Annotated in this window: 11 protein-coding genes and 1 pseudogene; 7 read left to right on the top strand and 5 right to left on the bottom strand. The window is 64.9% G+C overall.

All coding sequences use genetic code 11. The features are described 5' to 3' along the window. Positions 1-163: 163 nt before the first annotated feature. A pseudogene (locus ACFYLW_RS07445) lies at positions 164-625 on the top strand (c-type cytochrome); the annotation flags it as partial. Here ACFYLW_RS07445 and ACFYLW_RS07450 read toward each other — a convergent pair. From ACFYLW_RS07450 to ACFYLW_RS07465, 4 genes are read right to left on the bottom strand one after another with little or no spacing between them, the layout of a single operon-like run. Continuing rightward, positions 621-1,355: a cytochrome b gene (locus ACFYLW_RS07450; protein ID WP_312062893.1), complete on the bottom strand. Its 735-nt coding sequence runs from the start codon at positions 1,353-1,355 to the stop codon at positions 621-623. The pseudogene ACFYLW_RS07445 and the gene ACFYLW_RS07450 overlap by 5 nt on opposite strands. After that, positions 1,352-2,083, bottom strand: a complete 732-nt coding sequence (locus ACFYLW_RS07455) for a cytochrome c oxidase assembly protein (RefSeq protein ID WP_312062891.1) — start codon at positions 2,081-2,083, stop codon at positions 1,352-1,354. Before ACFYLW_RS07455 ends, ACFYLW_RS07450 begins: the two co-directional genes overlap by 4 nt. A 57-nt stretch (positions 2,084-2,140) precedes the next feature. Beyond that, positions 2,141-3,448, bottom strand: a complete 1,308-nt coding sequence (locus ACFYLW_RS07460) for a sorbosone dehydrogenase family protein (RefSeq protein ID WP_313471982.1) — start codon at positions 3,446-3,448, stop codon at positions 2,141-2,143. Beyond that, positions 3,448-3,870 (bottom strand): DUF2231 domain-containing protein, encoded by a 423-nt coding sequence (locus ACFYLW_RS07465; protein WP_312062888.1) that lies wholly within the window; start codon positions 3,868-3,870, stop codon positions 3,448-3,450. Before ACFYLW_RS07465 ends, ACFYLW_RS07460 begins: the two co-directional genes overlap by 1 nt. Before the next feature lie 235 nt (positions 3,871-4,105). On the opposite strand from ACFYLW_RS07465, the gene ACFYLW_RS07470 reads away from it, so the two are divergent. From ACFYLW_RS07470 to ACFYLW_RS07495, 6 genes are all read left to right on the top strand, one after another. Then, on the top strand, positions 4,106-4,885 hold the full coding sequence (locus ACFYLW_RS07470; RefSeq protein WP_312062887.1) for a hypothetical protein: 780 nt from the start codon (positions 4,106-4,108) through the stop codon (positions 4,883-4,885). Then, positions 4,869-5,639 carry a metallophosphoesterase gene (locus tag ACFYLW_RS07475; protein WP_312062885.1) on the top strand — a complete coding sequence of 257 codons (771 nt, stop codon included), beginning with the start codon at positions 4,869-4,871 and terminating at the stop codon, positions 5,637-5,639. Before ACFYLW_RS07470 ends, ACFYLW_RS07475 begins: the two co-directional genes overlap by 17 nt. A gap of 412 nt (positions 5,640-6,051) precedes the next feature. Further along, positions 6,052-6,528, top strand: a complete 477-nt coding sequence (locus tag ACFYLW_RS07480) for a biliverdin-producing heme oxygenase (RefSeq protein ID WP_313471981.1) — start codon at positions 6,052-6,054, stop codon at positions 6,526-6,528. Then, complete coding sequence (locus ACFYLW_RS07485) at positions 6,528-9,098, top strand: HWE histidine kinase domain-containing protein (protein ID WP_312062883.1); 2,571 nt, start codon at positions 6,528-6,530, stop codon at positions 9,096-9,098. The genes ACFYLW_RS07480 and ACFYLW_RS07485 overlap by 1 nt, the downstream gene beginning before the upstream one ends. Positions 9,099-9,295: 197 nt before the next feature. Further along, positions 9,296-12,064 (top strand): PAS domain-containing protein, encoded by a 2,769-nt coding sequence (locus ACFYLW_RS07490; RefSeq protein ID WP_312062882.1) that lies wholly within the window; start codon positions 9,296-9,298, stop codon positions 12,062-12,064. Between the two features lie 685 nt (positions 12,065-12,749). Then, positions 12,750-12,953 (top strand): hypothetical protein, encoded by a 204-nt coding sequence (locus tag ACFYLW_RS07495; RefSeq protein WP_312062881.1) that lies wholly within the window; start codon positions 12,750-12,752, stop codon positions 12,951-12,953. 49 nt (positions 12,954-13,002) lie between these two features. On the opposite strand, the gene ACFYLW_RS07500 is transcribed toward ACFYLW_RS07495, so the two are convergent. Beyond that, entirely contained in the window at positions 13,003-14,319 is a 1,317-nt protein-coding gene (locus ACFYLW_RS07500) for an integrase arm-type DNA-binding domain-containing protein (RefSeq protein WP_312062880.1), read from the bottom strand. Between the last annotated feature and the right edge of the window lie 499 nt (positions 14,320-14,818).

Consider the following 14,818-nt stretch of genomic DNA (forward strand, 5'->3'; position numbering starts at 1 on the left):
CCGCCCCGGAACCGAGACCATAAGCCGGTGTTGGGACAGGGTGCGCGCTCTCCCTCCCCTCACGCTTCTCGGCCTCATCCTGACCGGCTCCGGACTTGTCGCGTGCGACGCCGCGCCCGGCGAGACCGACCGCGCCTTCTCGTCTTCGGGAAAGATCATCGCCATGAGCGGCGGCGCGGGCGGAGCGGCGAACGCCTGCTTCACCTGTCATGGACTTCAGGGTCAGGGCGACGGCGTCTCAGCGCCGCGCCTGGCCGGGCTGGACGCCGGCTATCTGCAAAAACAGATGGAGGACTACGCCAGCGGCCTGCGGCCGGATGATGTGATGAGCCGCGTCGCCAGGGGGCTAGATCCCGACAGCCGTCGCGCCATCGCGGCCTTTTACGCCGGCTTGCCGTCATCGACGTCAACGAGCGCTTCTCCTTCCGCCGCTACGCCGCCCCCGGTCTGGCGGAGGGGCGATGTCTCTCGCGGCGTCACGGCCTGCTCATCCTGTCACGGCCCCAATGGACAGGGCGCGGGTGAAGGCCAGCCGATCGTGGCCGGCCAGCCTGTCGCCTATACGCTGGAGCAGATCGACCGCTGGCGATCCGGCAAGCGCCGCAACGATCCACGCGGCGTCATGGCTGCCGCCGTCCAGAGGCTGACGGACGCAGAAGCACTCGCCATAGCCCAGTGGCTGTCCGACCAACCCGTTTCTCCAACGCCCGCCAGCGCCTCTGCCAGCGCGTCCGTTTCGGCCGCAGCTGCGGCGCGACCGGCAGCATCGCGTGAAACACGTCGTCCCGATCGATCAGATGGTGCTTGAGCGCAGCCCCCGCATGGATCGGGATCATCAGCAGCAGGGCCGCGACCATGGCCCAATGCACCCATTCGGCGCCGGCCTCGATCGCCCATAGCTGGGTGTTGGAGACATCCTGCATCGGCAGCAAGGGCCAGGGGATCAAACCCGCCGCAGCCAGCTGGGCGTCTCGCGCGGTGGCGGATATCATCGCCCATCCCGACAGCGGCAGGCCGAACAGACAGATGTAAAAGACATAGTGGGTGATGTGCGCCGCCAGGCTCTCCCAGCCCGGCTTGTCCGCGTCATTGATCAAATTGGGCGCCGCCAGCCGCCAGGACAGGCGGCCGATGACCAGCAGCAGCATCAGCAGGCCGATGGCGAAATGCACGTCATAGGCCGCCGCCTTGGCCCCGCCGACCGGCAGCCGCCCCATCCACCAGCCCCAACCGAGCTGGAACAAGACCAGGCCCGCCATGGTCCAGTGAAAGACGATGGCGACCGGGGAATAGCGGCCTTCGTCGTGATGGCCCGCCGCCCATTCCAGCGCCTTTGCGATCAGCCGGTCGATCATGCCGGACGCGCCGCCTCCCCGCTGCTGAACAGGCCGCTGATCCGCCACAGGGCGACGAGGAGATAGGCCGCCGCCGCCGGAGCCCACATGATCAGGCCCGCCGCCTGCTGATCCTCCAGCGGGGTCATGCCCCAGGCCAGGGTCGTGGCGAAGTGAGGCGAATAGAGCGGCTGACCCGCAAATACGATCAACGCCCCCAGCAAGCCCATCAACAGCATGGCCGCCAGCAGGCCCGCCACCGCCGCTGCGGCGTTCGACGCGCGCACAGCCGCCCAGAACCAGACGGCGCTGCCCAGGATGGTCAGCTGCATGACCCAATAGACCAGGTCGTTCGACAGGGCCGCAGCATAGAGATCAGGCGCGTGCCAGGCCCAGAAGACGACGGCCTGGACAGCCGTCGCCAAGGCCAGTCGCGGCGCCCTCAGCCTGGGCGGCCCCAGAGCCAGCAAAGGCGCCGCAGCGAGCAGGAGCAACAGATGATGCAGAGTACGGGCTGTAAACAGGGCTGAACTCAACGCGCACAACGGCGAGATGAAGACGAGAACCAGCACCCCCGCCGCGCCCAGCAAGAAGGGCGATCCGGGGCGCCGCCTCATCGTCAGGAACTCACCGGCCGCGATGAAAAGGCCCAGCGCCGCCAGAAGCACCGGATCGCCGTTCCAGCGTCCCAGCACATCCATGGGATCGGGCGCGGGTCCGCAATAGGGCGTCCAGGGCGTCATCGTCATAGTCGGCTAACGACCCGGAACGGCGACGGTTCAATCATGCTTCGCGACCAAGACGCCTCAGCGCGATGGGGCGATCCGCCAGACCGTGTTGGACAGGTCGTCGGCGACCAGAAGAATCCTTTTCACAGGATCAAAGGCCACGCCGACGGGACGGCCACGGGCCTCGCCGTCCTTGAGGAAGCCCGTGGCGAAATCGACGGGCTGCCCCACGGGGCGGCCCCCGCTGAACGGCACCCAGGCCACCTTGTAGCCGGACGGATCCTCACGGTTCCAACTGCCGTGCATGCCGATGAAGGCGCCGTCGGCGTACGGGCCGCCGAAGCCGCCGCCGCGCGCGAAATCGAGACCGAGCGCCGCGACGTGCGAGCCCAGGGCGTAATCGGGTTTGACGGCCCTGGCGACCATGTCCGGCTTCTGCGGCCTCACACGCGGATCGACATTCTGGCCCCAATAGCTGTAGGGCCAGCCATAGAAGGCGCCGTCGCGCACCTGGGTCAGATAGTCGGGCACCAGTTGCGGGCCCAGTTCGTCACGCTCATTGACCACCGACCACAGGAGACCGGTGGTCGGCTCGATCGCCAGGGCGGTCGGGTTGCGAATACCGGTGGCGATCGTGCGACGCGCGCCGGTCGCGCGGTCGATTTCCCAGACCACGGCCCTCTCCTCCTCCACCGCCAGTCCCCGTTCGCCGATATTGGAGTTGGAGCCGATGCCGACATAGAGCCTGGTCCCGTCCGCGCTGACAGTCAGGGACTTGGTCCAGTGGTGGTTTATGCGGGAGGGCAGTGCTGTGACCCGCTCCCCCCGCGTCGCGATACCGGTCTGCCCCGGCTGGAAGGCGAAACGGGTCAGCGCACCTTGTTCGGCGACGTAAAGGTAGCCCTCCACATAGGCCAAACCATATGGCGCATCCAGATTATCGACCAGCACGGCGCGCAGTTCGGGGACGCCGTCGTTATCGGCGTCGCGCAGCAGGGTGATGCGGTCGCCCCCTTTGATCTTGGTGTTGCCCTGCTTCTTGATGAAACCGGCGATCACGTCCTTGGGACGCAGGCGCGGGGCATGACCGCCCCGCCCTTCGGCGATCAGCACATCGCCGTTGGGCAGGACCAGCATCTGCCGTGGAATCTTCAGGTCGGTCGCGAAGGCGCTGACGGTAAAGCCCTGGGGCACGGTGGGCGCCTCGCCGTTCCAGCCGGCGGGCGGACTGATCTTCATGGCCGGAACCAGGGTCTCGTCTATGCTTGGCAGGTCGGGAGCGCCGCCCGTCTGGTTCAGCTTGGGATCGCTGGCGTTTCCGCAGGCGGCCACGGTCAACGCCATCGCAAGGGTCGCGGCGCTGGCGGCAAGCAGGTTCTTGTCCATCAGATTGTCTCCCGCGTGGAATAGGCGATCCAGCCGGCCACGAAGACCAGCAAGGTGCATAGGAGGGACAGGATCAGGCCGAAAGCGCCGACCGAACTCCAGGCGTCCTGACTGTGCTTGAAGGCGTTCACCAGCCCCAGCACCCAGGCCAGGGCGAGCGCAACCAGATGAATCACGCCGAGGCGCGACCGACCCCGCCGCGCGCCGATGACATAATCGATGATGGAGAAGACGCCTGCGATACCGCCGAACACCAGCGCCCCGGTGATGAGCCAGGCCGAGAAGTTCGTCCACTGAATCTCCGCCGTCTTCAGATAGGCGATGTCGGTGAACAGGGCGAAGGTGAAGAGGCTGATCGGAAACGCCAGCAATATGCGGTGCAGGGGTCGAACCACCCCGCCGGATCGGTCATAGATGGTCATGTCGCCCTCTCCCTAAAGCCTGGCTTTGGCTAACTGCTTGGCCGCGAGAAGGTTCAACGGCATAGCCGAATGGTTACAGGCCATCTCATTCAACCGGCGGCCTGTTGTGCTCATGGCTCGAGCCTTACGGCTTCTGCGGCATATTCATGGGCCTGGCCCTTCCGCCGACGTTTCTGACGCGGAACCCTCGGCTTGGCGGCTCCGTTTCCCTGACCTTGTTCAGGAACCCCGCTGCATGTCTGCCACCGTCGCCGAGCCCGCATTTGAACCTCCGCCCGAGGCCATGGCCTTCTACGAGGAGAGCCTTCGGCTTCTGAAGGAATCCGGCGTGCCCTTCCTGCTCTCCGGCACCTATGCGGTGACGGCCTACACCGGCATCCGCCGTCCCACCAAGGACCTGGACGTCTTCTGCAAGCCCGGGGATTACCCTCGCATTCTCGCCTACTTCCAGGCCCGCGGTTACCGGACGGATGTCGAGGACGAGCGCTGGATCGCCAAGGTCTGGAAGGACGACAAGCATTTCTTCGACGTCATCTTCGCCATGTCGAACGGCACCATCGCGGTGTCGGACAGCTGGTTTGGCGAGGACCGGATCACGGTCTACGGCCATGAGGTCATGATCACGTCGCCGACAGCCCTGATCCTGTCCAAGGTCTTCATCCAGGATCGGTATCGCTACGACGGGGCGGACGTGAACCACGTCATCCTCAAGCAGTCCGACGCCATAGACTGGAAGTCCATGCTGGATCAGATGGACCTCTATTGGGAGGTCCTCATGGCTCACCTCCTGAACTTCCGCTTCGCCTATCCCACAGAGCGCGGCCGTGTGCCGGCATGGCTGATGACCGAGCTCCTGGAACGGCTTCAGGCCCAGGTCGATCTGCCGGCGCCGCGCGTCAGGGTCTGCCGCGGCCGTCTGTTCAGCCCTCGCGACTATATCGCCGACATCAGCGAATGGGGCTTCGGCGATGTTGTCGGCAAGGGCCTGGAGGAACGCCATGACCCCGTCGCCTGAAATCCAGACGCCTCAACCTGGCATGGAGGCTGGACCAGGAAGGAAGCTGCGTATCGCCGCCGTTGGGGACCTGCACGTGGGCGAGACTTCGCACCGAGTCTATCGCGACCTTTTCGACCGCGTGCACGAAGACGCCGACGTCCTCTGTCTTTGCGGCGATCTGGTCAACTTCGGCAAGACTGGCGAGGTCGACAACCTGCTGGAAGACCTGCGGGCCTGCCGCATCCCCATGGTCGGGGTGCTGGGCAATCATGAGCATGAATGCGGCCAGCCCGACGAGGTCGCCCGACTGATGTCCGAGGCGGGCGTCCGAATGCTGACCGGAGAGTCCTATGAGATCGGGGGCGTCGGTTTCGCCGGCGGCAAGGGCTTTGTCGGTGGCTTCGGTCGTTACATGCTCAGTTCGTTCGGAGAGGCTTCGATCAAGCAATTCGTCCAGGAGGCGGTCGAGGACGCCAACCTGATCGAGAATTCCATCCGCACCCTTCGCACTGAACGCAGCGTGGTGCTGCTGCACTACGCGCCTATTGTAGACACGGTGATCGGCGAGCCGGCGGAGATTCACCCCTTCCTCGGCTCCTCTCGCCTGGGGGAGGTCGTGGATCGCTACGAGAACGTCAAACTTGTGGTCCACGGGCATGCTCATCGCGGCGCGCCTGAAGGCCGCACGGCACGAGGCGTCCCCGTCTACAATGTCGCCCTGCCTGTTCTGCGAACCTTGGGTGAACGCCCATACCGCGTATTCGAGGTTTGACAGTTAGGTCTTGGGCGGGGGCGGCCTCCCACTCAGCAGCTATGTTCTCGCTCGCTTCATGACCTGCCTTTGCCCCTTCGCACTGCGTCAAGGCGGACGTTAGGGGCCGCGCAAGCCACCCTCAAATCGGCATTTCAGGTTGTTTCAACCGCGTCCGATTTCCGCGCCCGTGCGCTTTGATCCATCGATCTACGCATGGCCGATCCTAACCTAGGTCAATGCGTTACGGCCAGGCTGCGGTCATGTGTTTGACAAAGCTCCAGACGCATAAGCAATAGGCGTCCGCGTGCGTACCCTCGCCCAAGCCAAGGAACCTGTCCTGCCCCATCTCTCTGGACCGGCCGCCGCGATTAGCGCGCGCTTCAGGCTAAAGGCGGCCACCTCCGTCGCTCATGAGCGCCTGGACGCCCTTATGTCTGGCTATGATCTGACTCGTCACGCCGACTACGCCGCCTTTCTCCAGGCCCAGACGAGCGCCTTCATGGGCGTCGAGGGCGCTCTGGATGGCGCCGAAGCGGGAGCTTATCTGCCGGACTGGCCCGAAAGACGTCGCACAGCGGCGCTGCGATCCGATCTGAGCCTGATGGGTCTGGCCTTGCCCGAACCCGCCTCGGTCACGCCTTTTCGTGGAGAGGCGGAGGTATTGGGCGCCATCTATGTCCTTGAAGGCTCTCGGCTTGGCGCCGCCGTTCTGATCCGCTCGGTTCCTGACGATTTCCCGAGATCTTTCCTCTCGTGCGGGAACCCGGCCGCCTGGCGCGCATTAGCCTCTGTTCTTGATGAACGGCTAAGTTCGCCAGACCGCTTCGAGAGGGCCGCAAGCGCCGCCTGTTCAGTGTTCGCGGTGTTCGAAAACGCCGCACGCGCCTACCCCGGAGCCGACCGATAGTGACGACCCCCGCCGCCTCGGTCGATCTGACCAATTGCGATCGTGAACCTATTCACATCCCTGGAGCCATCCAGCCGATCGGTTTTCTGCTCGCTCTGACCGCCGACTGGCAGGTGGCGCGCGCCTCCGCAAACATCGAGGAGTTCCTCCATCAGTCGCCGGAGGACGTCATCGGCGCCCTGGTCCAGGACCTGTTCACCCCTACGGCGGTTCACGATCTGCGCAACCGCGTCGCCATGCTGGGCGGACGTGACGCCGTCGAACGTCTGTTCAGCTGCGTGCTGGTAAACGGCGGTCCGGCTTTCGACGTCGCCGTTCATGTCTCCGCCGGAGAGATCGTCATTGAAGCCGAGCCGGCGTCCGGCGAACACGGCGACGCCAGCGGCGCTGTCCGATCCATGATGTCGCGACTGGATCAGGCGCCGGATTTTCCCGCATTCTACAGAGAAGGCGCCCGCCAGGTTCGCGCCCTGCTCGGCTATGACCGAGTCATGGTCTATCGGTTCGCCGAGGACGGGTCCGGCGAGGTCGTGGCCGAGGCGGCGCGCTCGGGCATCGGCCGGTTCATGGGGCTTCGCTATCCGGCGACCGACATCCCAGCCCAGGCGCGGGAACTTTACCGACGCAATCTCCTGAGACTGATCACGGACGTCAACGCCGTGCCGGTGCCCGTCATTCCTTCGCGCAACGAGGCCGGCCACCCCCTGGATCTTTCCCTTTCGACGCTGCGATCGGTTTCACCGATCCACATCGAGTATCTCAAGAACATGGGCGTCGGCGCCTCGCTGTCGATTTCCATCATCGTCGACGGCAAGCTCTGGGGTCTGTTCGCCTGCCATCACTACGCCGCGCGACGCCCCACCTTTGAGCGGCGGTCGGTCAGCGAGCTGTTCGCCCAGATGTTCTCCATGCGCCTGGAAAGTCGCGAGCGTAAGGAGACCGTCGAGTACGAACGTCGCGCTCGGGATATTTCCGATCAGCTGTTGGGGGCCGTGGCGTCGGACGAAACCCTGCTCAAGGACCCTGACTGGCTCGCAGACATCCTCACCCACGCCATACCGGCCGACGGTGTCGGCGTATGGCTTGGCGGCAATCACGCCTTTTCCGGCGAGACGCCCCCTCTGGAGGATTTCCGTCGCATCGTGCGCGCACTGAACGGCACGGCCGCCGGTCGCGTGTTCGCGACCGATCACATCGGCTCGCTGGTCCCTGAAGCGGCCGCCTTCGCCTCGGGCGCGGCCGGTCTTCTGGCCATTCCGATCTCTCGCTCTCCGCGCGATTACGTCATCCTGTTTCGTCGAGAACTGGTTCATTCCGTGCGCTGGGGCGGCGACCCGCACAAGCCGGTGAGTTTTGGTCCGAACGGCCCTCGCCTGACGCCGCGCGAGAGCTTTGCGGAATGGAAAGAGCTGGTCGAGGGACGCTCCCAACCGTTCACGGCGTCAGAAATCCGGGTAGCGGAGACCCTGCGGGCGACCCTGATAGAGGTCGTCCTGCGTCTCGCCGATGAAGCCTCCGCCGAGCGCCAGCAATCGAGCGCGCGTCAGGAGCTTCTGATTGCGGAGCTCAATCACCGGGTGCGCAACATCCTGGGTCTGATACGGGGCCTGATCCGCCAGTCGGAACCCACCAGCGCCAGCATCGCCGACTTCGTCAAGGTCGTGGACGGGCGCATCCACGCCCTGGCGCGCGCCCACAACCAGATCACCGACGACCACTGGGGACCCGCGCCCCTGCAGGCCCTGATCGACGCGGAAGCGGCCGCCTTCGTCGATGAGCGGGGACGCATCACGCTTCAGGGCGAGCCCGTTCTCCTGAATCCCAACGCCTACTCCACCATGGCGCTGGTGCTGCATGAGCTGGTCACAAACTCCAACAAATACGGGAGTCTTTCGACCCAGGACGGGCGGGTGGTGATCGGCTGGAGCCGCAATGCGGCCGGTGACCTGGTCATGGAGTGGCGTGAGATCGGCGGACCGCCGGTGACCCCGCCGACGCGGCAGGGCTTCGGCACCACCATCATCAGCCGCTCGGTCCCCTATGATCTCGGCGGATCGGCCGACGTCGCCTATGAGCCCGGCGGCGTGCACGCCGTCTTCCGCATCCCGGCGCGACATCTGTCGGAACCGCGGCCCACGGACGGCGGCAAGACGATCAGATACCCGCGGCCCGCCCCAGGCCACCCCCAGGCCCTGCCGGACGCGGTGCTGGCCAACCACGACATTCTGCTGGTCGAGGACAGCCTCATCATCGCGCTGGACGCCGAGGACATCGCCCATAGGCTGGGAGCGGCTTCCGTGACCACTGCCGCCACGGTGGAAGGGGCGCTCGAATTCATCGAGACGGCCCGTCCCACGGTCGCCATGCTGGATATCAATCTCGGAGATCGTCACAGCTATCCGATCGCGGACAGGCTGGCGGAAGTCGGCGTTCCGTTCATCTTCGCGACCGGCTACGGCGAACAGGCCAACCCGCCGATCGAACACAGGGGGCGTCCGATCGTTCAAAAGCCCTACACGCTGGAGAATGTGGCCAGAGCCTTCGACAGCCTCATCGGCGAAACGACTTAAAAAAGCGGCCGATCGCATGGCGATCAGGGGGATTTGTGATTCAGACGGCCGCAGACAGGAACTTCCTGAACGGTCCGGGCGAAATGGCCCGGCTCATCAGAGACCACGACTGGTCAAGGACGCCGCTCGGTCCCCGGTCAGCCTGGCCGCAAGGTCTGACGACAGTCGTCGGCATGATGATCGCCGCGCCAAATCCTATGGTTCTGCTCTGGGGGCCGTCCGGCGTTTTGCTCTACAATGACGGGTATGCGCGTTTCGCCGGCGCCCGCCACCCCGAACTGCTCGGCATGGGGGCGCGTGAGGGCTGGCCTGAAATCGCCGATTTCAACGACGCCAATATTCGTCGCGGGCTCGCCGGACAGTCCTGGTCGCTTGAACAACAGGAACTGGTGCTGGATCGAGGCTACGGCCCTGAATCGGCCTGGCTTGATCTTCACTACGCCCCGGTTCCCGACGAATCCGGCCAGCCCGCCGGCGTCATGGTTTTCGTCTCCGAAATCACCGAGCAAATCCGCCTCGCCGCTCACAAGGCCGAGGCGGTCGAACGGCTCGAGATGGCGCTGTCGGCCGGTCGCGGCGTCGGCGCCTGGGACTGGGACGTCGCCACGGATATCGTGCGCGCCGATGAACGCTTCGCCCGGCTCTACGGCGTAGATCCTGTTGTCGCCCGCGAGGGCGCGCCGCTTGAGGTCTTCTTCAGCGCCATCCATCCTCAGGACCTCCCGGAGGTCCGGGCGACGATCGAGCGCGCCGTTGAGATGCGCTCCGCTTTCAGCGCGGAATACCGTCTGGTCCAGCCGGACGGAGGAACGGTGTGGGTCGTCGCCGAGGGCCGGTGCGTGCTGGACGCCGAGGGGCGACTCCGCCGTCTTCCCGGCGTCAGCTTCGACATCAGCGAGCGCAAGCAGGTCGAAATCCGGCAAGCCGCCCTGCTCCGCCTGCATGACGAGCTCACAGCCCTGGACGACCCCGGACTGATCTCGGCCGCCGCCGCGCGCATCGTCGGCGAAACCCTGGACCTGGCGGCGGCCTACGTCTCGCTCGACAAGGGCGGCAAGGCGCCGAAGCAGGCCTGGTCGCCGCGAGACCATCCCGAGATTTTCAAGATCCTGGCCGAGGGGCGCGCCGTCGCTGTGGCCGACGTCGCCCAGGACGCCCTCATGCGCGGAAAGGCCGCCGGCCTGACGGCGACGGGCATACGCGCCTTCGCCGCCGTGCCCCTGCTGGAGCGCGACCAGTTGGTCGCCATGCTGTTCGTCACGGACGCCGGTTCCCGCGCATGGAGCCAGATCGACCTGGATTTCCTTCAGGATGTGGCGGCGCGAACCCGCAACGTCGTGGAACGGCTTCGCGCCGAGGCCGAGCGCTCCGAAAGCCAGCAACGCTACCAGACCCTGTTCGACACGATGGACGAGGGCTTCTGCGTTATCGAATTCATCGACGGGCCTGACGGGCCGCTCAGCGACTATGTCCATGTCGAAGCCAACGCCGCCTATGCCGAACATGCCGGGATTGACGACGTGGTCGGCCGCCGGGTTCGCGACATGGTTCCGGCCGAGGCCGGCAGCTGGGTTCCGCTTTATCGGGACGTCCTCGAAACAGGCCGGCCGATCCGCTTTGAAAAGGAACTGGAAGCCACAGGCCGGTGGCTGGAGCTGGCCGCCTTCAAGGTCGGACCAACCGGAGGTCGGCAGGTGGCCGTTCTCTTCCAGGACCTGACGGCGAGGAAACGGGCCGAACGCGCTCTGGCGGATCTCAACGCCTCGCTTGAAGCCCGTGTCGAGGAGCGGACCGCAGAACTGCAGTCCGCTCATGCCGCCTTGCGTCAGAGCCAGAAGATGGAGGCGGTCGGCCAACTGACCGGCGGCATAGCCCACGACTTCAACAATCTCCTCGCAGGGATTTCCGGCAGCCTGGAGTTGATCTCCAAACGGATGGCGCAGGGTCGCGGCGCCGAAATCGGGCGCTATGTTGAAGCGGCGCAGGGCGCTGCGCAGCGGGCAGCCACCCTCACCCAGCGCCTTCTGGCCTTTTCTCGTCGCCAGACCCTTGACCCTCGCCCTACGGATGCCAACCGCCTGATCGGCGGTATGGAGGATCTGATCCGCCGTACGGTCGGCCCTGATATCGACCTTGAAGTCGTCGGCGCCGGCGGACTGTGGCTGAGTGAAATTGATCCATCGCAGCTTGAGAACGCCTTGCTCAATCTGTGCATCAATGCTCGCGACGCCATGGCGCCAGGAGGCGGCCGTCTGACGATAGAAACCGCGAACAAGTGGCTCGACGATCGCCACGCCCGCGAGCGCGACCTGCCTCCTGGTCAATATATTTCCATCTGCGTCACCGATACCGGCTCAGGAATGTCCGCCGAGATCATCGAGAGGATCTTCGAACCCTTTTTCACCACCAAGCCGATCGGACAGGGCACCGGGCTGGGTCTATCCATGATCCACGGCTTCGTCAGGCAGTCCGGCGGTCAGATCCGAGTCTATTCCGAACCCGGAATGGGCACCACCATGTGCCTCTACCTGCCGCGCTATCACGGCGTCCCCGCCGAAGCGGAACTGGCGGTTGCGAGCGCGCATCCAGCTTCAGGTCATGGTGAAACCATTCTGGTCATCGACGACGAGGCCTCTGTGCGCAATCTTGTCGCAGAAGTACTGCGTGAGCATGGCTACGCCACGCTGGAAGCTGGTGACGGGCCTTCAGGCTTGCGCATTCTGGAAGGCGAGCACCGTATCGACCTCCTCATCACTGATGTCGGTCTGCCTGGGGGGCTGAACGGGCGCCAGGTGGCCGACGCCGCCCGCATGAGGCGTCCGGACCTCAAGGTCCTCTTCATCACGGGCTATGCGGAGAACGCCGCCGTGGGCAATGGACTGCTGGAACCGGGCATGGAGGTCATGACCAAGCCGTTCGCGATGACGGACCTGGCGTCGAAGGTCACGACCATGATCGAGACGTGACCGCATCAAAGCACCGCGCCCTCTCCCTGACCCCGTTCCCTGACTCAGACGCATCCCTGAACGCCGACGGCGATGCCGAGGGCGGTGGAGACGCCGCAGCCGCCGTTCATCTGTTGCGGGAAGGCGCGGGCGCCCCGCCTCTTCCCTTAAGAGCCTCGGCCTCCTGCCTGTAACGCTCCGCGATCCGCCCGAACTTCTCGCGGTCGGCCTTGAAGGGCGACAGCCTCGCCATCTGTTCCGCATTGAGCTGGAGGCGGCGAAGTTCGGTCAGGCGGGACGCATGGTTCATCAACAAACTCGGAAACTGCAATCTTGCATCCGCGCTGGAGCAGGTCCGCGGCGGGCGCTGGATACGGTCCGAATGAGACCTTGGATGAGCGCAATGTTCCACGACACCATGAAAACAATATCGTGTACCGATAGGTCGGAACGGCATCAGGTCCGGCAATCGGAAGCAAGGGGACATCCGCCGCGTCATGGGTGTTGACGTCAGACATGTGCGCTCGATGCCGGTCTGCCGGGGGAACAAGGTTTTCATGGGAGGGGCCCGTTTCGGGGCGATCATCACCAGGCTCTTCCGCTCAATAGCGATGGCACGGATCAAGCGCCTGCGGCCTGCCGCGTACATCGCGCCCCTTGACCCCGTTACAGGTCGCGCGCCACGACAGATCGCAGGAGCCTGAATATGCAGAATCGCTACGGAAAACTCGCCTCCTGGGTCTACGACCTGGACAAGCCGGTGGGGCATTCGTTCGGAGATCAGGCTTTCTATCGGGCGCGGCTGCTGGAGTGCGACAGCGGACCCGTGCTGGAGCCCGCGGTCGGCAACGGACGCCTCTTCATTCCCCTGATCGAGAAGCACAGCTCCGTCCAAGGTCCGGCCGCCTAGCTAGGAACGATCGTCTCCGTCCTGAGGGAATGGACGGCAGGGGCGGGCTCTAACCCCGGCTTGGCTTGCACGCTCCACCGGCCTCTGCGGAGGGTTTCAGATTGGCGAGATGGCTGGCCCAGGTCTGAAGTGCAGCCCGCTTCTCCGCCATGTAACTGTAACGATCATAGACCGCCGTGACGGCGGCGCCGTCCCGCACGGTGTGCCCCAGAAGATGACCGACGATGAAACGCCCTACCCCATACCTGCCGGTAAGGGTCGTGGCGCCTGACCGGCGCACGTCGTGTGGCGAACCAGCGGGCAGGTTGCGACGCTTGCAGGTGCGGACGACCGCCCTGGTCAAAGCGCGGGGATCTACAGGACCAGTCCTGTTGCGCGGCGCCGGGAAGACCCAAGCGCTCTTCGGATACAGAGAACGCGCTCGCTGCAACACGGCCAGGGCTTCGTCTGGAAGGGGAACGACATGCACATGTCGAGCCTTGGTGCGATGCGAAGGGATGGTCCAGACGGCGCTGGCCATATCGATCTCGCTCCAAAGCGCCTCGGCGACTTCAGACCGGCGCGTCAGAGTCGTCATAAGGAACTGGATCGCCAGGCCCGTGGGCGCATCGAGACGCGCATGCGTGCCGGCCGTCTTCTCGCCGGGCGCGCGGGGCGATGACGCTAGCGAGGCCTCGTTCCACAGAACCCGCAGCGCCTCATCATCGAACATCCGCTCGCGGGGCGTGAGCGCAAGGGGCCTGGTCAGTCCGTAGGCCGGATTGGCTTCAAGGCGATCCTCGTAGACCGCAAAGCCCAGCACGCTCATCAGGACGCCACCGACCGAGGCGAGACTGGCCGGGGCCAGCCCGCTTTCCGCCGCGAGGTCCCGCATGAAGATGCGGATATCCGTCCTCCTGACGGCGGCGAATTTCATGTCGCCGAGAACCGGCCTTATGTAGCGGCGGAAAAGCGAACGTTCGGACTCGAGGGTCCTCGCCTGCTTGGGACGTCGCCGCCCGCCGTGCAGTCCCTTGCTGGCCGCCCTCCAATAGGCCTCAGCAAGATCCTCGAGCGTCTCTCCCGTCCTGGCTTCCTCGCGACGCGTACTGCGGTCAGCGGCCGGATCTGTCCCGCCTGCTACAGCAACCCGGGCTGCAGCGGCCAGACGACGAGCTTCCGCAAGGGTGATATCCGGATAGGCGCCCAGCACATGACGACGCCGTTTGCCGTTCTCGGCAGTGTACCGAAGTTCAAAACTCTTTGCCCCCGTAGGCCATACGCGGACGTACAGGCCGCGGCTGTCCGCGACGGCCATTTCATACCGTGCATCGCGCGACTTCAGGGCGGCGATCTGACGATCTGTACGCACGGGATCCTGAGGCATTTGTCCCTCAAATCACTTCTGACCTCCTTATAATACACCAAGGGGGGCGTTAGGGGGGCGCCCAATACGAAACTGCCTGAAAACACCTGAAACGTTTCATCATCAATAAGTGTTTAAAAAACAGCATATTGCTTCAGAAACTGAAACCAACTGAAAAGGCCTGAAACCGCTAGAATAGGATTCACACCGAGGGGGTCACAGGTTCAATCCCTGTCGCGTCCACCATCTTCTCTCATCCCGAGCATGAACACAGGGCCTTCCGCATCAGGGGCGCCCTATCGAGCCGGCTGCTTTCGCTGTAGCGTGCTTGCGGCGAAGAGGAGCGATCGATGCGTCGAGGGGTTCTCCGGGCTGACCTGATCGGCTGCATCCTCGTTCCGGGAGCGGCGCTTCCAGCGCTCGCCCGGGTGCCCGGGCCTCTCATTCTGCACAAGAGCACCGACCTGCTCGATCAAGCGGGTCGCCCATTACTCTGCTCGCACCGCCGACAGACCGCCGC

It is taken from the genome of Brevundimonas sp. NPDC007368, assembly GCF_042869015.1.
GTDB lineage: Bacteria > Pseudomonadota > Alphaproteobacteria > Caulobacterales > Caulobacteraceae > Brevundimonas.

Coding starts and splice junctions, on each gene's coding strand:
- ACFYLW_RS07450 (WP_312062893.1), bottom strand. CDS start 1,355: ATGATCGACCGGCTGATCGCAAAGGCGCTGGAATGGGCGGCGGGCCAT.
- ACFYLW_RS07465 (WP_312062888.1), bottom strand. CDS start 3,870: ATGACCATCTATGACCGATCCGGCGGGGTGGTTCGACCCCTGCACCGC.
- ACFYLW_RS07495 (WP_312062881.1), top strand. CDS start 12,750: ATGCAGAATCGCTACGGAAAACTCGCCTCCTGGGTCTACGACCTGGAC.
- ACFYLW_RS07475 (WP_312062885.1), top strand. CDS start 4,869: ATGACCCCGTCGCCTGAAATCCAGACGCCTCAACCTGGCATGGAGGCT.
- ACFYLW_RS07480 (WP_313471981.1), top strand. CDS start 6,052: ATGTCTGGCTATGATCTGACTCGTCACGCCGACTACGCCGCCTTTCTC.
- ACFYLW_RS07470 (WP_312062887.1), top strand. CDS start 4,106: ATGTCTGCCACCGTCGCCGAGCCCGCATTTGAACCTCCGCCCGAGGCC.
- ACFYLW_RS07490 (WP_312062882.1), top strand. CDS start 9,296: ATGGTTCTGCTCTGGGGGCCGTCCGGCGTTTTGCTCTACAATGACGGG.
- ACFYLW_RS07500 (WP_312062880.1), bottom strand. CDS start 14,319: ATGCCTCAGGATCCCGTGCGTACAGATCGTCAGATCGCCGCCCTGAAG.
- ACFYLW_RS07455 (WP_312062891.1), bottom strand. CDS start 2,083: ATGACGATGACGCCCTGGACGCCCTATTGCGGACCCGCGCCCGATCCC.
- ACFYLW_RS07460 (WP_313471982.1), bottom strand. CDS start 3,448: ATGGACAAGAACCTGCTTGCCGCCAGCGCCGCGACCCTTGCGATGGCG.